The organism is Sphaerisporangium dianthi, from assembly GCF_042654065.1.
Classification (GTDB): domain Bacteria; phylum Actinomycetota; class Actinomycetes; order Streptosporangiales; family Streptosporangiaceae; genus Sphaerisporangium; species Sphaerisporangium dianthi.
This window is the reverse complement of sequence record NZ_JBHSFP010000028.1, coordinates 97,046-116,445: the sequence shown is the minus strand read 5'-3', so window position 1 is coordinate 116,445 and position 19,400 is coordinate 97,046. Positions and strand designations below refer to the sequence as shown.

Here is a 19,400-nt window from a genome sequence, read left to right as displayed (position 1 = left end):
CGAGTGAGACTAGCAAGTCACGTCAGAATCTCTAAGGAGACAGAGCAGTGGCCAAGGCCAAGTTCGAGCGGACCAAGCCGCACGTGAACATCGGCACCATTGGGCACATCGACCACGGCAAGACCACTCTGACCGCGGCGATCACCAAGGTGCTCCACGACCGTTTCCCTCACCTCAATGAGGCGACCCCGTTCGACAAGATCGACAAGGCGCCCGAGGAGAAGGCCCGCGGCATCACCATCTCCATCGCCCACGTCGAGTACCAGACCGAGAAGCGCCACTACGCTCACGTGGACTGCCCCGGTCACGCCGACTACGTGAAGAACATGATCACGGGTGCCGCGCAGATGGACGGCGCGATCCTCGTGGTCGCCGCCACCGACGGCCCGATGCCGCAGACCAAGGAGCACGTCCTCCTGGCCCGCCAGGTCGGCGTCCCCTACATCGTCGTCGCCCTGAACAAGGCCGACATGGTGGATGACGAGGAGATCCTGGAGCTCGTCGAGCTCGAGGTCCGCGAGCTCCTGTCCGCTCAGGAGTTCCCGGGTGACGACCTGCCGGTCGTTCGCGTCTCGGCGCTGAAGGCGCTCGAGGGCGACGAGAAGTGGGGCGACTCGATCATCGAGCTCATGAACGCCGTGGACGACAACGTCCCCGAGCCCGTTCGTGACACCGACAAGCCCTTCCTCATGCCGATCGAGGACGTCTTCTCGATCACCGGCCGCGGCACCGTCGTGACCGGTCGTATCGAGCGCGGCATCGTCAAGGTCAACGAGACCGTCGACATCATCGGCATCAAGGAGAAGAGCACCACGACCACCGTCACCGGTGTCGAGATGTTCCGCAAGCTCCTTGACGAGGGCCGGGCCGGCGACAACGTCGGTCTGCTCCTGCGCGGCATCAAGCGCGAGGACGTCGAGCGCGGCCAGTGCATCATCAAGCCGGGCACGACCACCCCGCACACCGAGTTCGAGGCTCAGGTCTACATCCTGTCCAAGGACGAGGGCGGCCGCCACACGCCGTTCTTCAACAACTACCGCCCGCAGTTCTACTTCCGTACCACGGACGTGACGGGCGTCGTGACCCTGCCCGAGGGCACCGAGATGGTCATGCCCGGTGACAACACCGAGATGACCGTCCAGCTCATCCAGCCCATCGCGATGGAGGACGGTCTCAAGTTCGCCATCCGCGAGGGTGGCCGCACCGTCGGTGCGGGTCGAGTCACGAAGATCATCAAGTAGTACGACCGCGGGTCGGCGGTCGGCCTCGGGATACCGGGGCCGGCCGTCGTACCACGAAGGGGCCGCTCACGCGGCCCCGGAGCCCACGGCGAGCTCCGAGCCCACCCGGGCCCGTGATCTCGCAGCCGTCTCGGCCGATGCGACCGAGATGACTGCAAGATCACGGAAGGTGAGGGGGGCCATGGGGCGCAAGCCACGTGGGACACCCATAGCGGCAAAAGGCCGCACGAAACTTCTGCAGGACGACAGCGAAGGACACCGAGGCCACTATGGCGGGACAGAAGATCCGCATCCGGCTTAAGGCCTATGACCACGAGGTCATCGATAGCTCGGCCAAGAAGATCGTCGAGACGGTGACGCGGACTGGCGCGAAGGTCGCGGGCCCGGTGCCGTTGCCGACCGAGAAGAACGTGTACTGCGTCATCCGCTCGCCGCACAAGTACAAGGACAGCCGTGAGCACTTCGAAATGCGCACGCACAAGCGGCTGATTGACATCATCGATCCGACGCCGAAGACCGTCGACTCGCTCATGCGTCTCGACCTTCCGGCCGGCGTCGACATCTCGATCAAGCTCTGAGGGAACGCACTGACATGGCTAAGCAGATCAAGGGCGTCCTGGGCAAGAAGCTCGGCATGACCCAGGTCTTCGATGAGGGCAACCGGATCGTTCCGGTCACCGTCATCGAGGCCGGTCCGTGCGTGGTGACCCGCGTCCGCACTGAGGACAAGGACGGCTACTCCGCTGTTCAGCTCGGCTACGGGCAGGTGGACCCGCGCAAGGTGAACAAGCCGCTTGGTGACTATCTGCGCAAGCACGACATCACCCCGCGCCGCTACTTCGTCGAGCTCCGGACCTCCGACGCCTCCGAGTACACGCTCGGTCAGGAAGTACTGGCCGACGCCTTCGAGGCCGGCCAGTTCATCGACGTGACCGGCAAGAGCAAGGGCAAGGGCTTCGCGGGTGTCATGAAGCGTCACGGCTTCAAGGGCCTCAGCGCCTCGCACGGCACCCAGCGCAAGCACCGCTCGCCCGGCTCCATCGGTGGCTGCGCCACCCCCGGTCGCGTGTTCAAGGGCCTGCGCATGGCGGGCCGCATGGGCAACGTCCGGACCACCGTCCAGAACCTCAAGGTTCACGCCGTGGACGCCGAGAAGAACCTCATCCTGGTCAAGGGTGCGGTCCCCGGCGCCAACGGCAGCCTGGTCCTCATTCGCACCGCTGCCAAGAAGGGGGCTGCCAAGTGAGCACCACGATTGACGTCCTCGACGCGGCCGGCGCGAAGACCGGAAGCGTCGACCTGCCGGAGGACATCTTCGGCGCCAAGGTCAACATTCCGCTCATCCACCAGGTCGTCGTCGCCCAGCTGGCCGCGCGCCGGCAGGGCACTCACAAGACGAAGACCCGTGGCGAGGTCCGCGGCGGCGGCAAGAAGCCGTACCGCCAGAAGGGCACCGGCCGGGCCCGTCAGGGCTCGACCCGCGCGCCGCAGTTCACCGGCGGTGGCGTCGTCCACGGCCCGCAGCCGCGCGACTACAGCCAGAAGACGCCCAAGAAGATGAAGGCCGCCGCCCTGCGCGGAGCCCTCAGCGACCGGGCGGCCGGCGGCCGCGTGCACATCGTGGACAGCCTGGTCAGCGGGGACACCCCCAAGACCAAGGCCGCCCTCGAGGCGCTGCGCAACATCTCCAAGGCTCGCAGCGTCCTCGTCGTGGTCGACGCGGACGACGAGCTCACCTGGCTGAGCCTGCGGAACGCGCCGGAGGTCCACCTCCTGGACGCGGGTCAGCTCAACACGTATGACGTGCTCTGCTACGACGACGTGATCTTCACGCGTGAGGCGTACGACCAGGTCGTTGCGCGGCTGGGCAGCAGCGGGAAGGAAGACGCCTGATGCAGAAGATCGCCGACCCGCGCGACATCATCATCAAGCCGATCGTCTCTGAGAAGAGCTACGGCCTGATCGATGAGCACAACAAGTACACGTTCTTGGTGCGCAAGACGGCCAACAAGACGCAGGTGAAGATCGCTGTAGAGCAGATCTTCGGCGTCAAGGTCACCAGCGTGAACACGATCAACCGCCAGGGCAAGCGTAAGCGGACGAAGTTCGGTTACGGCCAGCGCCCGAGCACCAAGCGGGCGATCGTGAGCCTGGTGGAAGGCGACCGGATCGACATCTTCGGTCAGATCAGCTGATCTCCGCCGCCGCATAGCCAAGCAACATCGACAAGGGATGAACGAAAAAGATGGGCATCCGTAAATACAAGCCGACGACTCCGGGTCGCCGCGGCGCGAGCGTCTCGGACTTCGCCGAGATCACGCGCAGCACGCCGGAGAAGTCGCTGCTTGCTCCCCTGCACAGCAAGGGTGGTCGTAACGTCCACGGCCGGGTGACCGCGCGTCACCAGGGCGGCGGGCACAAGCGCGCGTACCGGATCATCGACTTCCGGCGCCACGACAAGGACGGCGTTCCGGCCAAGGTCGCTCACATCGAGTACGACCCCAACCGCACGTCGCGCATCGCGCTCCTGCACTACGCGGACGGCGAGAAGCGCTACATCCTCGCTCCCACGGGCATCAAGCAGGGCGACCGCATCGAGAACGGTCCTGCGGCCGACATCAAGCCGGGCAACTGCCTGCCGCTTCGCAACATCCCGACCGGTACCTTCATCCACGCCGTGGAGCTGAAGCCGGGCGGCGGCGCGAAGCTGGGCCGGTCCGCCGGCGCGCAGATCCAGCTGCTGGCCAAGGAAGGGCAGTACGCCACGCTGCGTATGCCCTCCGGTGAAATGCGCCAGGTGGACGTGCGCTGCCGCGCTTCGGTTGGTCAGGTCGGCAACGCCGAGCAGGCCAACATCAACATCGGCAAGGCCGGCCGTAACCGCTGGAAGGGCAAGCGCCCGACCGTCCGCGGTGTCGCCATGAACCCGGTCGACCACCCGCACGGTGGTGGTGAGGGCAAGACCTCCGGCGGTCGCCACCCGGTGAACCCCAAGGGCAAGCCCGAGGGCCGTACTCGTCAGGCCAACAAGGCCAGCGACCGACTGATCATCCGTCGGCGGAGCAAGAGGAAGAAGCGGTAGGAGCAGCCTAAATGCCACGTAGCCTTAAGAAGGGTCCTTTCGTTGACGGCCACCTTTTGAAGAAGGTGGACACGCAGAACGAAAAGGGCACCAAGAACGTCATCAAGACGTGGTCGCGGCGCTCCATGATCGTGCCCGACATGCTCGGCCACACGATCGCCGTCCACGACGGGCGCAAGCACGTCCCGGTGTTCGTCACCGAGTCGATGATCGGTCACAAGCTGGGTGAGTTCGCGCCGACGCGGACCTTCCGGAGCCACGTCAAGGAAGACCGGCGTAGCCGGCGGTAAGCGCCTTAGGAAACGAGGAGTAAGCGATGGAAGCCAGGGCTCAGGCGCGGTTCGTCCGCGTCACGCCCCAGAAGGCCCGCCGCGTGGTGGACCTCATTCGCGGGCTGCCCGCTTCGGAGGCGCAGGCCGTGCTGCAGTTCGCCCCCCAGGCGGCGAGCGAGCCGATCTACAAGGTGCTGTCGAGCGCTGTGGCGAACGCGGAGCACAACTTCAAGCTCGACCGCGAGTCGCTGGTCGTGAGCCGGGCGTGGGTCGATGAGGGCCCGACGCTGAAGAGGTTCCGTCCCCGTGCCCAGGGCCGTGCCTATCGGATCAACAAGCGGACGAGCCACATCACTGTGATCGTCGAAGCCCGGCCGGAAGGTCAGGGCAGGCCGAAGGGAAGGACCCGCTAGTGGGCCAGAAGGTTAACCCGCACGGGTTCCGGCTCGGCATCACGACCGACTTCAAGAGCCGGTGGTACGCCGACAAGCTGTACAAGTCCTACGTCGCCGAGGACGTGTCGATCCGCCGCATGCTGCAGAAGGGCATGGAGCGGGCCGGCATCTCCAAGGTCGAGATCGAGCGCACCACCGACCGCGTCCAGGTCGACATCCACACCGCCCGGCCCGGCATCGTCATCGGACGCCGCGGCGCCGAGGCGGACCGCATCCGTGGCGACCTCGAGAAGCTGACCAAGAAGCAGGTCCAGCTGAACATCCTCGAGGTCAAGAACCCCGAGGTCGACGCCCAGCTCGTCGCCCAGGGCGTGGCCGAGCAGCTCTCCAGCCGGGTCTCGTTCCGGCGTGCGATGCGCAAGGCCATGCAGTCGGCGATGAAGAGCGGCGCCAAGGGCATCCGTGTCCAGTGCTCCGGTCGTCTCGGCGGCGCCGAGATGTCGCGCTCGGAGTTCTACCGCGAGGGCCGCGTGCCCCTGCACACCCTCCGCGCTGACATCGACTACGGCTTCTACGAGGCCCGCACCACCTTCGGCCGCATCGGCGTGAAGGTGTGGATCTACAAGGGCGAGGCTCCGACCAGCCGCGCCGAGCGCGAGGCGGCCGCGGCCGGTGCGCGCGCGGGCGGCCAGCGTCGCGACCGCACCGACCGGCCGCAGCGCGGCCGTGGCGCGGGCGGTGGCGGTGGCGGCGGTCGTGGCCGTGACGGCGGCGCCCCCCGTGGCGGCGGCCGTGGCCCGAGGACCGAAAGCACCGCGCCCGCTGGGGCGCCCGAGACCGGCCCGGCAGAGCAGCCGGGTGCTGAAGGGAGCTGACCATGCTGATCCCTCGCAGGGTCAAGCACCGCAAGCAGCACCGGCCTGACCGCAGCGGAGCCGCCAAGGGCGGCACCAGGGTCGTGTTCGGCGAGTTCGGCATCCAGGCGCTTGAGCACCACTACGTGACCAACCGCCAGATCGAGGCCGCTCGTATCGCCATGACCCGGCACATCCGCCGTGGCGGCAAGGTGTGGATCAACATCTACCCGGACCGTCCCCTGACGAAGAAGCCGGCCGAGACCCGCATGGGTTCCGGTAAGGGTTCGCCGGAGTGGTGGATCGCCAACGTCAAGCCCGGCCGCGTCATGTTCGAGCTCTCGGGCGTCTCCGAGCCGGTGGCCCGTGAGGCCCTCCGGCGCGCGATGCACAAGCTCCCGATGAAGTGCCGGTTTGTTAAGCGTGAAGTGGGTGAGGCGTGATGGCTAAGGGCCTGACCGCCGGTGAGCTGCGGACTTCTGACCAGGATGAACTGGTCCAGAAGCTGAAGGAAGCCAAGGAGGAGCTGTTCAACCTCCGCTTCCAGGCGGCGACCGGTCAGTTGGAAAGCCATGGGCGGCTCCGGGCCGTCCGCCGCGAGATCGCCCGTATCTACACCGTGATGCGCGAGCGGGAGCTCGGAATCATCACGGTCGAGAAGGAGCCGAGCGATGGCTGAGACAACTGAGACCACCGACAAGCAGGCGCGGAACTACCGCAAGACCCGTGAGGGTCTGGTCGTCAGCGACAAGATGGACAAGACCGTCGTCGTCGCCGTCGAGGACCGCGTCAAGCACCCGCTGTACGGCAAGGTCATCCGCCGTACGACCAAGTACAAGGCCCACGACGAGGCCAACTCCTGCGGCGTCGGCGACCGCGTCCTCCTGATGGAGACCCGGCCGCTGTCCGCCACCAAGCGGTGGCGGGTCGTGGAGATCCTCGAGCGGGCCAAGTAAGTCGCCTTGCGGGAGACCCCTCTGGAAGGGGGTCTCCCGCGCGGGCGTCCCCCCTCGGCGCCGGTCAGGCCGGCACGAGGGTGCATTAGACCGAAATCTAGTTCCGCCAGGCTCAGCGAATGAGAACCGGCGTGACACACGGGAGTTGACGTGATCCAGCAGGAGTCGCGGCTCAAGGTCGCCGACAACACGGGTGCCAAGGAGATCTTGTGCATCCGTGTGCTCGGTGGCTCGGGTCGGCGCTACGCGGGTATCGGCGACATCATCGTCGCGACGGTGAAGGACGCCCTTCCCGCCGCGGGTGTCAAAAAGGGTGATGTGGTCAAGGCTGTCGTGGTGCGCACCACTAAGGAGCGCCGCCGCCCCGACGGCTCCTACATCCGCTTCGACGAGAACGCCGCGGTCATCATCAAGGACAGCGGTGACCCTCGGGGCACGCGTATCTTCGGTCCGGTGGGTCGCGAGCTGCGCGAGAAGAAGTTCATGCGCATCATCTCGCTCGCGCCGGAGGTGTTGTAATGCCGAAGCTGCATGTGAAGAAGGGTGACCTCGTCCAGGTCATCGCCGGTAAGGACAAGGGTGCCAAGGGTCGCGTGATCCTCGCTCTCCCGCGCGAGGATCGCGTGGTCATCGAGGGCGTCAACATGATCAAGAAGCACTCGAAGGTCACCCACCAGGGTCCGCGCGGCGCCAAGGAAGGCGGCGTGCAGACCATGGAGGCCCCCATCCACGTGAGCAACGTGAAGAAGCTCAAGGATGAGGCGAAGAAGGACGACAAGCCCGCCAAGAAGGCCGACAAGGCCGACGAATCGGGTGAGGACAACTGATGACCGCCACCACAACTGAGACCGAGCGCGTCGCGCCTCGCCTCAAGCAGCGTTATCACGAGGAGATCGCCGCCAAGCTGCGCGAGCAGTTCGGCATCGAGAACGCCATGCAGATCCCCAGGCTCACCAAGATCAAGGTGAACATGGGCGTCGGCGAGGCCGCTCGTGACTCCAAGCTCATCGAGGGCGCGGTGCGCGATCTCACCGCCATCACCGGCCAGAAGCCGGCCGTCGCCCACGCCCGCAAGTCCATCGCCCAGTTCAAGCTGCGCGAGGGCATGCCGATCGGCGCGCACGTGACTCTGCGCGGCGACCGCATGTGGGAGTTCCTTGACCGGCTGCTCTCCCTGGCGCTTCCGCGCATCCGGGACTTCCGCGGGCTGTCGCCCAAGCAGTTCGACGGCAACGGGAACTACACCTTCGGTCTGACCGAGCAGGTCATGTTCCACGAGGTGGACCCCGACCGGGTCGACCGCCAGCGGGGCATGGACATCACGGTCGTGACCACGGCCACGACCGACGACCAGGGCCGGGCGCTGCTGAAGCTCCTCGGCTTCCCCTTCAAGGAGGCCTGATGGCCAAGAAGTCTCTGATCGCGAAGGCCGAGCGCAAGCCGAAGTTCGGCGTGCGGGCGTACACTCGATGCTCGCGCTGTGGCCGGCCCCGCGCCGTCTACCGCAAGTTCGGCCTCTGCCGCGTGTGCTTCCGTGAGATGGCGCACCGGGGCGAGCTGCCCGGCATCACCAAGTCGAGCTGGTAGTTCGCGTGCGGGCTCCTCTTAGAGGGGCTCCCCAGGGACATCCCTCAGGGAGGGGCCCGCACGGCGCCAGCCGTACGTATAAGTCATATCAACCGGGCGCTGCTCTAGGCGCCCATGACCACACCGTAGGTCCCGTCACAGGGAAACCGCGGTGAGGAGGGCCACCGGCCATGACGATGACCGACCCGATCGCAGACATGTTGACACGTCTGCGTAACGCGAACTCGGCATACCACGACACCGTGGCCATGCCGTACTCGAAGATCAAGGCGCATATCGCCGAGATCCTCCAGCAGGAGGGTTACATCCAGGCCTGGGCCGTCGAAGACGCCAAGGTCGGAAAGAACCTCGTGGTGGAGCTCAAGTTCGGGCCTACGCGTGAACGGTCTATCGCGGGCCTGCGCCGGGTTTCCAAGCCTGGTCTGCGGGTCTATGCAAAGAAGGACAACCTGCCTCGGGTCCTGGGCGGGCTGGGCGTCGCGATCATCTCGACGTCCGGCGGGCTCATGACCGACAAGCAGGCCGGCAAGCGTGGTGTGGGCGGGGAAGTCCTCGCCTACGTTTGGTAGAGGGGAGGAATCACAGCATGTCGCGAATTGGACGGCTGCCCATCCCTGTACCGAATGGTGTCGACGTCACCATCGACGGCCGGGATGTCACGGTCAAGGGCCCCAAGGGCACGCTTTCGCACACGGTCGTCGAGCCGATCGTGGTCGAGAAGGGCGACGACGGCGCTATCGCCGTCACCCGCCCCAACGACGAGCAGAAGGTCCGTGCGCTGCACGGGCTCTCCCGCACGCTGATCGCCAACATGGTGGACGGCGTGACCAAGGGATACAGCAAGACGCTGGAGATCGTCGGCGTGGGTTACCGCGTCCAGGCCAAGAGCCCGGCGCAGCTGGAGTTCTCACTGGGCTTCAGTCACCCCGTGATCGTCGACGCGCCTGAGGGTGTCTCCTTCCGAGTCGACAGGCCGACCCTGTTCCATGTGGACGGCATCGACAAGCAGAAGGTCGGCGAGGTCGCCGCGAACATCCGCAAGCTGCGCAAGCCTGACCCCTACAAGGGCAAGGGTGTGCGGTACCAGGGCGAAGTCATCCGCCGCAAGGTCGGAAAGGCTGGTAAGTAGTCATGGCCTTCACCAAGGTTGCCAAGCACACGGCCGCGCGCGCGCTGTCGCGTTCGCGTCGTCACCGTCGTGTCCGCAAGAAGGTCGTGGGCTCTCCGGCCCGTCCGCGCCTGGTCGTCAACCGCTCCGCGCGTCACCTGTTCGTGCAGATCGTCGACGACCTCGCCGGCCACACGATGGTGAGCGCGTCCACTCTGGACGCCTCGCTTCGCACGGCCGAGGGCACCAAGACCGACAAGGCGAAGAAGGTCGGCGAGCTCCTCGCTCAGCGGGCCAAGGCCGCCGGGATCACCGCCGTGGTCTTCGACCGCGGTGGCAATCGCTACGCGGGCCGCATCGCGGCTCTCGCGGACAGCGCCCGTGAAGGCGGGCTGGAGTTCTGATGCTGCGAGAATCGCAACTGATGTCTCCGGCCGGCATCGCAATCAAGAGCAACGAGGAGAGGAACCACTGATGGCTGCAGCTCCGCGTCGCGGCGCCGGCGGCGGTGGTGAGCGGCGTGACCGTCGCGACGATCGCCGCGGTGGCGCCGCCGAGAAGGGCGTCTCGTACATCGAGCGCGTCGTGAAGATCAACCGAGTGGCCAAGGTCGTCAAGGGTGGTCGGCGCTTCAGCTTCACCGCCCTGGTTGTCGTCGGTGACGGCAACGGCCTGGTCGGCGTCGGATACGGCAAGGCCAAGGAAGTGCCCGCGGCGATCGCCAAGGGCGTCGAAGAGGCCAAGAAGCACTTCTTCAAGGTGCCGCGCATCCAGGGCACCATCCCGCACACCTCGCAGGGTGAGGACGCCGCGGGCGTCGTCCTGCTGCGCCCGGCCTCGCCGGGTACCGGTGTCATCGCGGGTGGCCCCGTGCGCGCCGTCCTTGAGTGCGCCGGCATCCACGACGTGCTGTCCAAGTCGCTCGGCTCGGACAACCCGATCAACATCGTCCACGCCACCGTGGCGGCTCTGAAGGGCCTCAGCAGGCCCGAGGAGATCGCCGCCCGCCGTGGACTGCCGATCGAGCACGTCGCCCCCGTGCGCATGCTCAAGGCTCGCGCCGAGGGCATCGCCGAGGCCGCCGCCGCGGCGAAGGCGGTGAGCTAGCCGATGGCTCGTCTCAAGATCACCCAGACCCGGTCGAAGATCGGTGGCAAGCAGAACCAGCGTGACTCGCTGCGCTCGCTGGGCCTGAAGCGAATCGGCGATGTCGTCGTCAAGGAGGACCGCCCGGAGATCCGGGGCATGGTCGCCGTGGTGACGCACCTCGTCGAGGTGGAAGAGGTCGACTAGTCATGGCTAACGCTGAGAACACGGGCGGCGGAACGCCGCTGCGCATTCACCACCTGCGTCCGGCCCCCGGCGCCAACAAGTCCAAGGTCCGCAAGGGCCGTGGCGAGGCGTCCAAGGGCAAGACCGCGGGGCGTGGCACCAAGGGCACCAAGTCGCGCACGAACGTCCCTCTCGGTTTCGAGGGTGGCCAGGTTCCGCTCCAGCGGCGGCTGCCGAAGCGGAAGGGCTTCTCCAACGCCCTGTTCAAGACGACCTATCAGGTCGTCAACCTGGACAGGCTGGGCGAGCTCTTCTCCGAGGGCGGCGACGTCACGGTGGAGACCCTGGTCGAGCGTGGCGCGGTCCGCAAGAACCAGCCGGTCAAGATTCTGGGAACCGGTGACATCTCGGTGGCGTTGAACGTGCAGGCGCACGCTTTCTCCGCCTCCGCGAAGGAGAAGATCGCTGCAGCCGGTGGCTCTGTCACCGAGCTGTAGTCAAGGCAGTACGAGGCGCGGGGGCTCCGTGGGAGCCGCCGCGCCCGTAGTGCGTTAGAGTGCGCTGGACAAAGGCTGTCCAGGGCTCGTTGATCAGAGACGTGCCGATGCATCACTTTCAGACCTTCGCTGACCGATATCGCCTTATGGGCGCGCAGGAGGGACCGTGCTGACCGCGATTACCCGGGCGTTCCGTACGCCCGACCTGCGCAACAAGCTGCTCTTCACACTGGGCATCATCGTGTTGTTCCGGCTGGGTTCGGTGCTGCCGACCCCGGGCGTCAACACGGTCAACGTGCAGCAGTGTCTGAAAGAGGCGCAGGCGGGCGACGCCGCCAACATCTATGGCATGGTGCAGCTGTTCAGTGGCGGCGCGCTGCTGAAACTTTCAGTGTTCGCGCTCGGAATCATGCCGTACATCACCTCGAGCATCATCCTTCAGCTCTTGACGGTGGTGATCCCCCGCCTCGAGGCCCTCAAGAAGGAGGGCCAGTCCGGCACCGCGAAGATCACGCAGTACACGCGTTACCTGACCATCGGCCTGGCGATCCTGCAGTCGACGGCATTCGTCGCGCTCGCGCGCACCGGGCAGCTGTTCCCGAACTGCCGCCAGCCGCTCCTGGTGAACAACGACGCCTTCACCATCGTCACGATGGTGGTCGTCATGACGGCCGGCACCTCGGTCATCATGTGGCTGGGCGAGCTGGTCACCGACCGCGGCGTGGGCAACGGCATGTCGATCCTGATCTTCACGCAGGTCATCGCGGTCTTCCCGTCGGAGCTGCTGAACATCTTCCGGCAGAACGCCTTCACCTTCGTCGTGGTGATGATCGTCGGTGTGTTCATGATCGCGGCCGTGGTGTTCGTCGAGCAGGCTCAGCGCCGCATCCCGGTGCAGTACGCCAAGCGCATGGTGGGCCGCCGCATGTACGGCGGCACCTCGACCTACATCCCGCTGAAGGTCAACCAGGCCGGCATCATCCCGGTCATCTTCGCCTCCTCGCTGCTCTACCTGCCGCAGCTCGTCGTCTCGCTGTTCGGGAACGCCGAGAACCCTGGCGTGGTGGTGCAGTGGCTCGCGCAGAACTTCGTCCGCGGTGACCACCCGGTCTACATGCTCACGTTCTTCGTGCTGATCATCTTCTTCACCTACTTCTACGTGTCCATCACCTTCAACCCCGTTGAGGTGGCCGACAACATGAAGAAGTACGGTGGATTCATCCCAGGCATCCGTCCGGGCCGGCCGACCGCCGAGTACCTGAGCTACGTGCTCAACCGGCTGACCGCTCCGGGTTCGCTCTATCTGGGGTTGATCTCCATGGTCCCGATCATCGCGCTCGCGGTGGCCGGGGCGAGCCAGAACTTCCCGTTCGGAGGCACGAGCATTCTGATCATGGTTGGTGTTGGGCTGGACACCGTTAAGCAGATCGAGAGCCAGCTCCAGCAGCGGAACTACGAGGGCTTCCTCAAGTAGTGCGCGTCGTCCTGGTCGGGCCCCCCGGAGCGGGCAAGGGGACACAGGCCCAGTTCATCGCATCGAACCTGTCCATCCCGAAGATCTCGACAGGTGACATCTTCCGTGCCAACGTGTCGGGCGGCACGGAACTCGGCAAGCTTGCCAAGGAGTACATGGACCGTGGCGACCTCGTACCCGACGAGGTGACCGTCGCCATGGTCCGCGACCGCCTCGGGGAGCCGGACGCGCAGGAGGGTTTCCTGCTCGACGGCTTCCCGCGTAACGTGCCGCAGGCGCAGATCCTGAACAAGATGCTCGCGGAGTTCGGCACTCATCTCGATGTGGTGCTGGAGCTCGTCGTCGACGACGAAGAGGTCGTGCGACGCCTGGCCGGGCGGCGCACCTGCCGTTCCTGCGGCAAGGTGTGGCACGTGGTCTTCGACCCTCCCTCCAAGGACGGCGTCTGCGACGCCTGCGGCGGCGATCTGTTCCAGCGCGACGACGACCGCGAAGAGACCATCCGTCATCGCCTGGAGGTCTACCAGCAGCAGACGGCTCCGCTGATCTCCTTCTACGCCGATGAGGGCATCCTCCACGGCGTCGACGCGACGGGGCCGGTCGAAGAGATCACCCAGCGGGCGATGGCGGAACTGCGCCGCTTCGCCGACTGACGAACACCTCCGACGCCACCTTTGGGACCTGTCCCAGGGGTGGCGTCCGGCTTGCCGGGGGACAATCAAGGGGACAATCGGGGGAATTGGGATGCAGGGCGGTCCGTTGATTCACCCCAGGGGGTGCCAGTAAGTGTTCAAGAAGAACAAGCACGGAATACAGGTCAAGACACCTGAGCAGCTGGAGAAGATGCGGTCCGCCGGCCTGGTGGTGGGACGCACACTCCAACTCCTGCGCGACTCCGTGCGGCCGGGGATGACACCGCTCGACCTCGACGCCATCGCCGAGAAGGCGATCCGCGACGAGGGGGCCATCCCGTCGTTCAAGGGCTACCAGGGTTATCCCGCGACGATCTGCGCCTCGGTGAACGAGGAGGTCGTCCACGGCATCCCGGGCGACCGGCGTCCTCTGCGCGAGGGCGACGTCATCTCCATCGACTGCGGCGCCATCCTCGACGGCTGGCACGGCGACTCGGCGATCACCGTGGGCGTCGGCGAGATCGACCCCAAGCTGACCGAGCTGATGCGGGTGACCGAAGAGGCCATGTGGCGTGGCATCGCCGCCCTGACGGTCGGCAGGCACCTGTCCGACATCGGGTTCGAGGTCGAGCGCTACGTGCGCTCTCAGGGCCGCTACGGCATCCCTCAGGAGTACGGCGGCCACGGCATCGGCACCGAGATGCACATGGACCCGTGGGTGGCCAATCACGGGCGGCCGGGCCGGGGCCCGCGCTTCGAGACGGGCATGTGCTTCGCGATCGAGCCGATGGTGAACCTGGGCACCGACCGCACCCGCGTGCTGGCCGACGACTGGACCGTCGTGACCATCGATGGAAAACCTTCCGCACACTTCGAGCACAGCGTCGCCGTGACCGATAATGGTCCTTGGGTGCTCACCGCCCTTGACGGGGGGAAGGCACGCCTTGGCGAGCTTCTTGGAGAGAAGGCCGGTACCGACGGCAAGACGGAGTGACGCACTCCTTTGACCCGCTCGTGGAACGGCCCACTGGCTGACGTGAGCGGGAGTGGATGGCGATGGCGGCGACACCGGACATGAGGGCGTCCGACGGCGACAGGGACAAGGTCGCCGCCGCGCTGCGTGAGCACTGCGCGCAGGGCCGGCTCACCATGGAGGAGTTCAACGAGCGCCTGGAGCTGGTCTATGTCGGGCGCACCTACGGTGACCTGCAGAAACTCACCGCCGACCTGCCTGACATCGACATGCACAACCTTCCTGCGGCCCAAGAGCCGGCACGGGCGCCGCAGACCGGCCAGTCCGCTAAGAACATCAAGGCGTCCTGGACGGCGTGGGCCACCGTGGTGGCGATCTGCTCGGTGACCTACGCCCTCACCGACTTCGGCGGATATTTCTGGCCGATGTGGGTGGCGGGCCCCTGGGGCGCGATCCTGCTGGTCGCGACCATCTTCGGGGCGGGTTCGCATGACTCCGGCAAGAAGGGCTGAGCCCTCCGTCTTCGTCCGTTCTGTGTAGTAGTACACCCTCGGCGGCCAGTGCGTATTCGTACGCAGAACAGAACGGCCGGCCTCCATAACGTGAGCGATGTCCGGAACGAGCAGCACACGGAAAGCTCGACCGGAACGGGGAATCCGTTCTCATCCCGAGGACGCTCGCTCACAGGAGGAACACAGTGCGAAAGATTCGCAACCTGCTCGTCGGCACCGCCCTCGCCGGTGCTCTGGCCGTCGGCATCGCCGCCGCCCCCGCCGCCTCGGCGTCGACGGCCGGCGCGGCCGCCGCCACCCCGGCCACCCAGGCTCTGTCCCGCCACAACTTCGGCCCGTTCTTCTCCGGCTTCGGCGGGCGCGAGGACCGGGACGACCGCTCCTACGCCAAGGGCTTCTGGGGCCGGTCGGGCGGCCACTACTACCTCGACTTCGACCTGTTCGACCGCGACCGTGACCGCCAGTACGCGTGGTTCGACGTCTACTACCACAACAACAGCGGCTGGCACTTCTACAAGCGTTACCGCACCTTCGGCCACTTCGACCACCGGATCGACTTCAACCGCGGTGTCGACGGCTTCCGGTTCCGCGTGGGCGAGGGTTCCACCCGTGACTACGACTGGAGCGGCTGGCACCGGTACGGCAGCTTCTGATCGGTCTCCTCTCACGGTGATCAGACCTTCCGGTCTCAGTGAGGGGGACCGGAGGCGGGGGGAACAACAGAGCGGGCGCTCCTGGGGGAGCGCCCGCTCTTCCCGCGTTCAGGGCCATTGGCCTGTTCACGGGCATTGGACGCAGGCTTTACCGCTGGTGGCAGTTTTCCGGGGTGTCGCCGGGTAGGTGAGCTTTTGCGAGCCCACCCCCGGCCCGCCATGATCACGCGCCCACCCTGGCCCGGTATCGGCGGTACCGTGCGGCCGGGTGGGCGCGTCCTCTTCCCATCCCACCCATCTGAGGTACGCTAGTGGTCGGTTGTGTCCGGACAAGCGCCAGGCGTTTCGCAATTCCTCGCCGGTTGTCGTACACTCCTTTGTCGGCTCACTATGACCATTGCGCGTCGGCGGTCAGCTATCGCCGCTCTCTCATGCGCGCTCTAGGTCGCGGCTGCTTAGTGTGCCGATACCTCAGACGACCGATCAGTGAAACGCGAGGGACATGGCCAAGAAGGACGGCGCCATCGAGATCGAGGGCACTGTGGTTGAGTCGCTCCCGAACGCGATGTTCCGGGTGCAACTCGACAACGGCCATAAGGTCCTGGCCCACATCAGTGGACGGATGCGGATGCACTACATCCGGATCCTCCCCGACGACAGGGTGGTCGTTGAACTGAGCCCCTACGACCTCAGTCGTGGGCGGATCGTCTACCGATACAAGTAAGCCCCCCCCGTCCCGGCTGCGAGGAGGATCCGCCTGGTCGTGCGCTCCGCACGGCGTGAGGCGGGACTACCGGGCAGGGCCGGCGGGCGGGCCGTCTGAGGAACGACAGGGACTATGAAGGTCAAGCCGAGCGTCAAGAAGATCTGCGACAAGTGCAAGGTGATCCGCCGGCACGGTCGCGTCATGGTGATCTGCGACAACCTGCGCCACAAGCAGCGCCAGGGCTGATCGCGGCCCGTGCGGGACGGCCGGCCCCCCTCAAGGGGGACGGGCGGCCTCGCCGGGAAACAACGTAATCGCGCACCACACCCGCGCAGGCGGCCTCAGGGCCGAACCGCGCGGGCGACCCCCGGTCGGAGGCCGGGGCCCTCACCCCGGGCATGGGGAGGGGTAGTGGGGCGCAGGACCTCCGCCACATCGAAGGAGAATGCCCGACCATGGCTCGCCTGGTTGGCGTCGACCTCCCCCGCGACAAGCGGCTGGAGATCGCTCTCACCTACATCTACGGAATCGGCCGCAGCCGCGCCCTTGAGATCCTGAACGCCACCGGCGTGAACGGTGACCTTCGGGTCCACCAGCTCAGCGACACCGAGCTCGTGCCACTGCGTGACTACATCGAGGCCACCTTCAAGATCGAAGGTGACCTTCGCCGCGAAGTTCAGGCCGACATCCGCCGCAAGATCGAAATCGGCTGCTACCAGGGCATCCGTCACCGCCGCGGCCTTCCCGTGCATGGTCAGCGCACGCAGACCAACGCACGCACCCGCAAGGGCAAGAAGAAGACCGTGGCCGGCAAGAAGAAGCCCGGCAAGAAGTAGTCCGCGACGGTGCGCAGAGCCGGGCCGGCCAATGGCCCGATGCCGCGCCGCCGTCCACGCAGCAGGACCGACCACCTCAGGAGATAGCGCTACATGCCTCCGAAGAGCCGCCAGGGTGCACCGAAGAAGGTGCGCCGCAAGGAAAAGAAGAACGTCGCTCACGGGCACGCCCACATCAAGAGCACGTTCAACAACACGATCGTTTCGATCACCGACCCGAGCGGGAACGTGATCTCCTGGGCCAGCGCCGGCCACGTCGGCTTCAAGGGCTCCCGCAAGTCCACGCCGTTCGCGGCGCAGATGGCCGCCGAGAACGCCGCCCGCCGCGCCATGGAGCACGGCATGCGCAAGGTCGATGTCTTCGTGAAGGGCCCCGGGTCCGGTCGTGAGACCGCCATCCGGTCCCTCCAGGCCACCGGCCTGGAGGTGGGGTCCATCCAGGACGTGACCCCGGTTCCGCACAACGGCTGCCGTCCGCCCAAGCGCCGCCGCGTCTGAGGCCCAGGAGAAATAGAGAAATGGCTCGTTACACCGGAGCGGACTGCAAGCTCTGCCGCCGTGAGAAGACCAAGCTCTTCCTCAAGGGCAGCAAGTGTGAGTCCCCCAAGTGCCCCATCGAGATCCGTCCTTACCCGCCGGGTGAGCACGGCCGCGGCCGTCCCAAGGAGTCGGAGTACCAGCTCCAGCTTCGTGAGAAGCAGAAGACGCGCCGCATCTACGGCATCCTCGAGAAGCAGTTCCGCAATTACTACGAGGAAGCCAACCGCAAGTCCGGCAAGACGGGTGAGAACCTCCTCCAGATCCTGGAGAGCCGTCTCGACAACGTCGTCTTCCGCGCCGGTCTGGCCGTGTCCCGTGACGCCGCCCGCCAGCAGGTGCGCCACGGCCACATCCTGGTCAACGGCAAGAAGGTCGACATCCCGTCCTACCGCGTCCGCGAGCACGACATCATCGAGGTCCGCGAGAAGGCTCGCAACCTGATGCCGTACGAGGTGGCTCGCGCCACCACGGGCGACCGCACCATCCCGGCCTGGCTCGGCGTCGTCCCGGACAAGCTGCGCATTCTCGTGCACCAGCTTCCGGTCCGTCAGCAGATCGACACCCAGGTCCAGGAGCAGTTGATCGTCGAGCTCTACTCCAAGTAAGGCTCGAGCAAGTCTGCCGCAGAGCTGTACGGCCTCCTCGCGGAGGCCGTACAGCTTCGGCAGTGAAGAACCCGATCGCGGTGGTCAAATAGCGGGCCCCGCGTAACCAGGGGAGAACCCATGCTGATCGCACAGCGCCCGTCCCTTCTCGAAGAGTCGATCGAGGAGACCAGGTCCCGGTTCGTCATCGAGCCGCTGGAGCCTGGCTTCGGCTACACCATCGGCAACTCGCTGCGCCGCACGCTGCTGTCCTCCATCCCGGGGGCGGCCGTCACGAGCATCCGCATCGAGGGCGTCCTGCACGAGTTCTCGACCGTGCCCGGGGTCAAGGAAGACGTCACCGACATCATCCTCAACCTCAAGGCCCTGGTCGTCTCCTCCGAGCACGACGAGCCCGTGGTGATGTACCTGCGCAAGCAGGGCCCCGGCGAGGTCACGGCCGCCGACATCGCGCCGCCCGCCGGTGTCGAGGTGCACAACCCCGACCTGCACATCGCCACGCTGAACGGCAAGGCCAAGCTGGAGATGGAGCTGACCGTCGAGCGCGGTCGCGGCTACGTCTCCGCCGCGCAGAACAAGCAGCCCGGCCAGGAGATCGGTCGCGTTCCCGTCGACTCGATCTACTCGCCGGTCCTCAAGGTGACCTACAAGGTCGAGGCCACCCGAGTCGAGCAGCGCACCGACTTCGACCGTCTGATCCTGGACGTCGAGACCAAGCCGTCGATGAAGCCCCGCGACGCGGTGGCCTCCGCCGGCAAGACCCTGGTCGAGCTGTTCGGCCTGGCCCGCGAGCTCAACGTCGAGGCCGAGGGCATCGACATCGGCCCGTCGCCGACGGACGCGGCGCTCGCCGCCGACCTGGCGCTGCCGATCGAGGAGCTGAACCTCACCGTCCGCTCCTACAACTGCCTCAAGCGCGAGGGCATCCACACCGTGGGCGAGCTCGTGGCGCGCAGCGAGCAGGACCTTCTCGATATAAGGAATTTCGGCGCCAAGTCGATCGAAGAGGTCAAGCAGAAGCTGCACGAGATGACCCTGTCCCTCAAGGACTCCCCGCCCGGATTCGACCCGACGGCCGTCGCCGGCGGCGACTACGACGACGACGACGCCCGTTACGTCGAGACCGAGCAGTACTGATCGGCTCCGGCCGACGACGCATTTCTGTCAACGGGAGCCCCTGTCGTCCGACATGGGCTCCCGGCCCG

Annotated in this window: 33 protein-coding genes; all 33 read left to right on the top strand. The window is 66.3% G+C overall.

Features of this window, described 5'->3' with window-relative positions:
* The first annotated feature begins 47 nt into the window (after positions 1 to 47).
* The 33 genes from tuf to ACFO60_RS30675 all read left to right on the top strand — a co-directional run bounded on the left by tuf (position 48) and on the right by ACFO60_RS30675 (position 19,332).
* Positions 48 to 1,241, top strand: a complete 1,194-nt coding sequence (gene tuf / locus ACFO60_RS30835; RefSeq protein ID WP_358546947.1) for an elongation factor Tu — start codon at positions 48 to 50, stop codon at positions 1,239 to 1,241.
* Between the two features lie 269 nt (positions 1,242 to 1,510).
* On the top strand, positions 1,511 to 1,819 hold the full coding sequence (gene rpsJ, locus ACFO60_RS30830) for a 30S ribosomal protein S10 (RefSeq protein WP_012887830.1): 309 nt from the start codon (positions 1,511 to 1,513) through the stop codon (positions 1,817 to 1,819).
* 14 nt (positions 1,820 to 1,833) lie between these two features.
* Positions 1,834 to 2,487, top strand: a complete 654-nt coding sequence (rplC, locus tag ACFO60_RS30825) for a 50S ribosomal protein L3 (protein WP_380847227.1) — start codon at positions 1,834 to 1,836, stop codon at positions 2,485 to 2,487.
* The gene (gene rplD / locus ACFO60_RS30820; protein ID WP_380847224.1) at positions 2,484 to 3,134 is read left to right on the top strand and encodes a 50S ribosomal protein L4; all 651 of its coding nucleotides are present in this window, start codon (positions 2,484 to 2,486) and stop codon (positions 3,132 to 3,134) included. Before rplC ends, rplD begins: the two co-directional genes overlap by 4 nt.
* On the top strand, positions 3,134 to 3,436 hold the full coding sequence (gene rplW, locus ACFO60_RS30815; protein ID WP_248964952.1) for a 50S ribosomal protein L23: 303 nt from the start codon (positions 3,134 to 3,136) through the stop codon (positions 3,434 to 3,436). Before rplD ends, rplW begins: the two co-directional genes overlap by 1 nt.
* Before the next feature lie 50 nt (positions 3,437 to 3,486).
* Positions 3,487 to 4,323, top strand: a complete 837-nt coding sequence (gene rplB, locus ACFO60_RS30810) for a 50S ribosomal protein L2 (protein WP_248964953.1) — start codon at positions 3,487 to 3,489, stop codon at positions 4,321 to 4,323.
* An 11-nt stretch (positions 4,324 to 4,334) separates the two neighbouring features.
* On the top strand, positions 4,335 to 4,613 hold the full coding sequence (gene rpsS, locus ACFO60_RS30805) for a 30S ribosomal protein S19 (RefSeq protein WP_380847221.1): 279 nt from the start codon (positions 4,335 to 4,337) through the stop codon (positions 4,611 to 4,613).
* Positions 4,614 to 4,639: 26 nt separating this feature from the next.
* Positions 4,640 to 5,008: a 50S ribosomal protein L22 gene (gene rplV / locus ACFO60_RS30800; protein ID WP_380847219.1), complete on the top strand. Its 369-nt coding sequence runs from the start codon at positions 4,640 to 4,642 to the stop codon at positions 5,006 to 5,008.
* Entirely contained in the window at positions 5,008 to 5,865 is an 858-nt protein-coding gene (gene rpsC, locus ACFO60_RS30795) for a 30S ribosomal protein S3 (protein ID WP_380847216.1), read from the top strand. Before rplV ends, rpsC begins: the two co-directional genes overlap by 1 nt.
* A gap of 2 nt (positions 5,866 to 5,867) precedes the next feature.
* The gene (gene rplP / locus ACFO60_RS30790; RefSeq protein WP_184608221.1) at positions 5,868 to 6,287 is read left to right on the top strand and encodes a 50S ribosomal protein L16; all 420 of its coding nucleotides are present in this window, start codon (positions 5,868 to 5,870) and stop codon (positions 6,285 to 6,287) included.
* Positions 6,287 to 6,523 (top strand): 50S ribosomal protein L29, encoded by a 237-nt coding sequence (rpmC, locus tag ACFO60_RS30785; RefSeq protein WP_114032840.1) that lies wholly within the window; start codon positions 6,287 to 6,289, stop codon positions 6,521 to 6,523. The genes rplP and rpmC overlap by 1 nt, the downstream gene beginning before the upstream one ends.
* Complete coding sequence (rpsQ, locus tag ACFO60_RS30780; protein WP_380847212.1) at positions 6,516 to 6,800, top strand: 30S ribosomal protein S17; 285 nt, start codon at positions 6,516 to 6,518, stop codon at positions 6,798 to 6,800. The genes rpmC and rpsQ overlap by 8 nt, the downstream gene beginning before the upstream one ends.
* A 150-nt stretch (positions 6,801 to 6,950) precedes the next feature.
* A complete protein-coding gene (rplN, locus tag ACFO60_RS30775) occupies positions 6,951 to 7,319 on the top strand; it encodes a 50S ribosomal protein L14 (protein WP_189162756.1) in 369 nt (122 codons plus the stop codon).
* An 8-nt stretch (positions 7,320 to 7,327) separates the two neighbouring features.
* Positions 7,328 to 7,627, top strand: a complete 300-nt coding sequence (rplX, locus tag ACFO60_RS30770) for a 50S ribosomal protein L24 (RefSeq protein ID WP_380847250.1) — start codon at positions 7,328 to 7,330, stop codon at positions 7,625 to 7,627.
* Complete coding sequence (rplE, locus tag ACFO60_RS30765; protein WP_380847209.1) at positions 7,627 to 8,202, top strand: 50S ribosomal protein L5; 576 nt, start codon at positions 7,627 to 7,629, stop codon at positions 8,200 to 8,202. The genes rplX and rplE overlap by 1 nt, the downstream gene beginning before the upstream one ends.
* Positions 8,202 to 8,387 (top strand): type Z 30S ribosomal protein S14, encoded by a 186-nt coding sequence (locus tag ACFO60_RS30760; protein ID WP_114032742.1) that lies wholly within the window; start codon positions 8,202 to 8,204, stop codon positions 8,385 to 8,387. Before rplE ends, ACFO60_RS30760 begins: the two co-directional genes overlap by 1 nt.
* Before the next feature lie 170 nt (positions 8,388 to 8,557).
* Positions 8,558 to 8,956, top strand: coding sequence for a 30S ribosomal protein S8 (rpsH, locus tag ACFO60_RS30755; RefSeq protein WP_354837570.1), 399 nt, complete (start codon positions 8,558 to 8,560; stop codon positions 8,954 to 8,956).
* A 17-nt stretch (positions 8,957 to 8,973) separates the two neighbouring features.
* Positions 8,974 to 9,516 (top strand): 50S ribosomal protein L6, encoded by a 543-nt coding sequence (gene rplF, locus ACFO60_RS30750; protein ID WP_380847206.1) that lies wholly within the window; start codon positions 8,974 to 8,976, stop codon positions 9,514 to 9,516.
* A gap of 2 nt (positions 9,517 to 9,518) precedes the next feature.
* Positions 9,519 to 9,899: a 50S ribosomal protein L18 gene (gene rplR, locus ACFO60_RS30745; RefSeq protein ID WP_380847203.1), complete on the top strand. Its 381-nt coding sequence runs from the start codon at positions 9,519 to 9,521 to the stop codon at positions 9,897 to 9,899.
* Between the two features lie 70 nt (positions 9,900 to 9,969).
* Positions 9,970 to 10,602 (top strand): 30S ribosomal protein S5, encoded by a 633-nt coding sequence (gene rpsE, locus ACFO60_RS30740; RefSeq protein WP_347632437.1) that lies wholly within the window; start codon positions 9,970 to 9,972, stop codon positions 10,600 to 10,602.
* Between the two features lie 3 nt (positions 10,603 to 10,605).
* Positions 10,606 to 10,788: a 50S ribosomal protein L30 gene (gene rpmD / locus ACFO60_RS30735; protein WP_030451484.1), complete on the top strand. Its 183-nt coding sequence runs from the start codon at positions 10,606 to 10,608 to the stop codon at positions 10,786 to 10,788.
* A gap of 2 nt (positions 10,789 to 10,790) precedes the next feature.
* Entirely contained in the window at positions 10,791 to 11,264 is a 474-nt protein-coding gene (gene rplO / locus ACFO60_RS30730; RefSeq protein WP_380847200.1) for a 50S ribosomal protein L15, read from the top strand.
* Positions 11,265 to 11,430: 166 nt separating this feature from the next.
* A complete protein-coding gene (gene secY, locus ACFO60_RS30725; RefSeq protein ID WP_380847197.1) occupies positions 11,431 to 12,738 on the top strand; it encodes a preprotein translocase subunit SecY in 1,308 nt (435 codons plus the stop codon).
* Entirely contained in the window at positions 12,738 to 13,391 is a 654-nt protein-coding gene (locus tag ACFO60_RS30720; protein ID WP_380847194.1) for an adenylate kinase, read from the top strand. Before secY ends, ACFO60_RS30720 begins: the two co-directional genes overlap by 1 nt.
* A 133-nt stretch (positions 13,392 to 13,524) precedes the next feature.
* Complete coding sequence (map, locus tag ACFO60_RS30715) at positions 13,525 to 14,364, top strand: type I methionyl aminopeptidase (protein ID WP_380847191.1); 840 nt, start codon at positions 13,525 to 13,527, stop codon at positions 14,362 to 14,364.
* Positions 14,365 to 14,426: 62 nt separating this feature from the next.
* Complete coding sequence (locus ACFO60_RS30710) at positions 14,427 to 14,855, top strand: DUF1707 SHOCT-like domain-containing protein (protein WP_380847188.1); 429 nt, start codon at positions 14,427 to 14,429, stop codon at positions 14,853 to 14,855.
* Between the two features lie 185 nt (positions 14,856 to 15,040).
* Positions 15,041 to 15,508: a hypothetical protein gene (locus tag ACFO60_RS30705; RefSeq protein ID WP_380847185.1), complete on the top strand. Its 468-nt coding sequence runs from the start codon at positions 15,041 to 15,043 to the stop codon at positions 15,506 to 15,508.
* A gap of 502 nt (positions 15,509 to 16,010) precedes the next feature.
* A complete protein-coding gene (gene infA, locus ACFO60_RS30700) occupies positions 16,011 to 16,232 on the top strand; it encodes a translation initiation factor IF-1 (RefSeq protein ID WP_012887858.1) in 222 nt (73 codons plus the stop codon).
* A 114-nt stretch (positions 16,233 to 16,346) separates the two neighbouring features.
* Positions 16,347 to 16,460: a 50S ribosomal protein L36 gene (gene rpmJ / locus ACFO60_RS30695; RefSeq protein ID WP_003956441.1), complete on the top strand. Its 114-nt coding sequence runs from the start codon at positions 16,347 to 16,349 to the stop codon at positions 16,458 to 16,460.
* Between the two features lie 209 nt (positions 16,461 to 16,669).
* A complete protein-coding gene (gene rpsM / locus ACFO60_RS30690; protein WP_354837548.1) occupies positions 16,670 to 17,050 on the top strand; it encodes a 30S ribosomal protein S13 in 381 nt (126 codons plus the stop codon).
* A 93-nt stretch (positions 17,051 to 17,143) separates the two neighbouring features.
* Positions 17,144 to 17,548, top strand: a complete 405-nt coding sequence (gene rpsK, locus ACFO60_RS30685; protein ID WP_012887860.1) for a 30S ribosomal protein S11 — start codon at positions 17,144 to 17,146, stop codon at positions 17,546 to 17,548.
* A 20-nt stretch (positions 17,549 to 17,568) separates the two neighbouring features.
* Positions 17,569 to 18,195: a 30S ribosomal protein S4 gene (gene rpsD / locus ACFO60_RS30680; RefSeq protein WP_380847182.1), complete on the top strand. Its 627-nt coding sequence runs from the start codon at positions 17,569 to 17,571 to the stop codon at positions 18,193 to 18,195.
* A gap of 120 nt (positions 18,196 to 18,315) precedes the next feature.
* On the top strand, positions 18,316 to 19,332 hold the full coding sequence (locus ACFO60_RS30675; protein ID WP_354837543.1) for a DNA-directed RNA polymerase subunit alpha: 1,017 nt from the start codon (positions 18,316 to 18,318) through the stop codon (positions 19,330 to 19,332).
* Positions 19,333 to 19,400 lie beyond the last annotated feature (68 nt).

Bases quoted from the DNA above. Each gene is read 5' to 3' on its own strand.
- rplB (WP_248964953.1), top strand. From the start codon at position 3,487: ATGGGCATCCGTAAATACAAGCCGACGACTCCGGGTCGCCGCGGCGCG.
- rpsE (WP_347632437.1), top strand. From the start codon at position 9,970: ATGGCTGCAGCTCCGCGTCGCGGCGCCGGCGGCGGTGGTGAGCGGCGT.
- ACFO60_RS30675 (WP_354837543.1), top strand. From the start codon at position 18,316: ATGCTGATCGCACAGCGCCCGTCCCTTCTCGAAGAGTCGATCGAGGAG.
- rpsS (WP_380847221.1), top strand. From the start codon at position 4,335: ATGCCACGTAGCCTTAAGAAGGGTCCTTTCGTTGACGGCCACCTTTTG.
- rpmJ (WP_003956441.1), top strand. From the start codon at position 16,347: ATGAAGGTCAAGCCGAGCGTCAAGAAGATCTGCGACAAGTGCAAGGTG.
- ACFO60_RS30760 (WP_114032742.1), top strand. From the start codon at position 8,202: ATGGCCAAGAAGTCTCTGATCGCGAAGGCCGAGCGCAAGCCGAAGTTC.
- rplC (WP_380847227.1), top strand. From the start codon at position 1,834: ATGGCTAAGCAGATCAAGGGCGTCCTGGGCAAGAAGCTCGGCATGACC.
- rpmC (WP_114032840.1), top strand. From the start codon at position 6,287: ATGGCTAAGGGCCTGACCGCCGGTGAGCTGCGGACTTCTGACCAGGAT.
- rplP (WP_184608221.1), top strand. From the start codon at position 5,868: ATGCTGATCCCTCGCAGGGTCAAGCACCGCAAGCAGCACCGGCCTGAC.
- rplF (WP_380847206.1), top strand. From the start codon at position 8,974: ATGTCGCGAATTGGACGGCTGCCCATCCCTGTACCGAATGGTGTCGAC.
- rpsJ (WP_012887830.1), top strand. From the start codon at position 1,511: ATGGCGGGACAGAAGATCCGCATCCGGCTTAAGGCCTATGACCACGAG.
- rplR (WP_380847203.1), top strand. From the start codon at position 9,519: ATGGCCTTCACCAAGGTTGCCAAGCACACGGCCGCGCGCGCGCTGTCG.
- rpsK (WP_012887860.1), top strand. From the start codon at position 17,144: ATGCCTCCGAAGAGCCGCCAGGGTGCACCGAAGAAGGTGCGCCGCAAG.
- ACFO60_RS30710 (WP_380847188.1), top strand. From the start codon at position 14,427: ATGGCGGCGACACCGGACATGAGGGCGTCCGACGGCGACAGGGACAAG.
- rplE (WP_380847209.1), top strand. From the start codon at position 7,627: ATGACCGCCACCACAACTGAGACCGAGCGCGTCGCGCCTCGCCTCAAG.
- rplW (WP_248964952.1), top strand. From the start codon at position 3,134: ATGCAGAAGATCGCCGACCCGCGCGACATCATCATCAAGCCGATCGTC.
- rpmD (WP_030451484.1), top strand. From the start codon at position 10,606: ATGGCTCGTCTCAAGATCACCCAGACCCGGTCGAAGATCGGTGGCAAG.
- rpsH (WP_354837570.1), top strand. From the start codon at position 8,558: ATGACGATGACCGACCCGATCGCAGACATGTTGACACGTCTGCGTAAC.
- rplO (WP_380847200.1), top strand. From the start codon at position 10,791: ATGGCTAACGCTGAGAACACGGGCGGCGGAACGCCGCTGCGCATTCAC.
- rpsM (WP_354837548.1), top strand. From the start codon at position 16,670: ATGGCTCGCCTGGTTGGCGTCGACCTCCCCCGCGACAAGCGGCTGGAG.
- rpsQ (WP_380847212.1), top strand. From the start codon at position 6,516: ATGGCTGAGACAACTGAGACCACCGACAAGCAGGCGCGGAACTACCGC.
- rplV (WP_380847219.1), top strand. From the start codon at position 4,640: ATGGAAGCCAGGGCTCAGGCGCGGTTCGTCCGCGTCACGCCCCAGAAG.
- rpsD (WP_380847182.1), top strand. From the start codon at position 17,569: ATGGCTCGTTACACCGGAGCGGACTGCAAGCTCTGCCGCCGTGAGAAG.
- infA (WP_012887858.1), top strand. From the start codon at position 16,011: ATGGCCAAGAAGGACGGCGCCATCGAGATCGAGGGCACTGTGGTTGAG.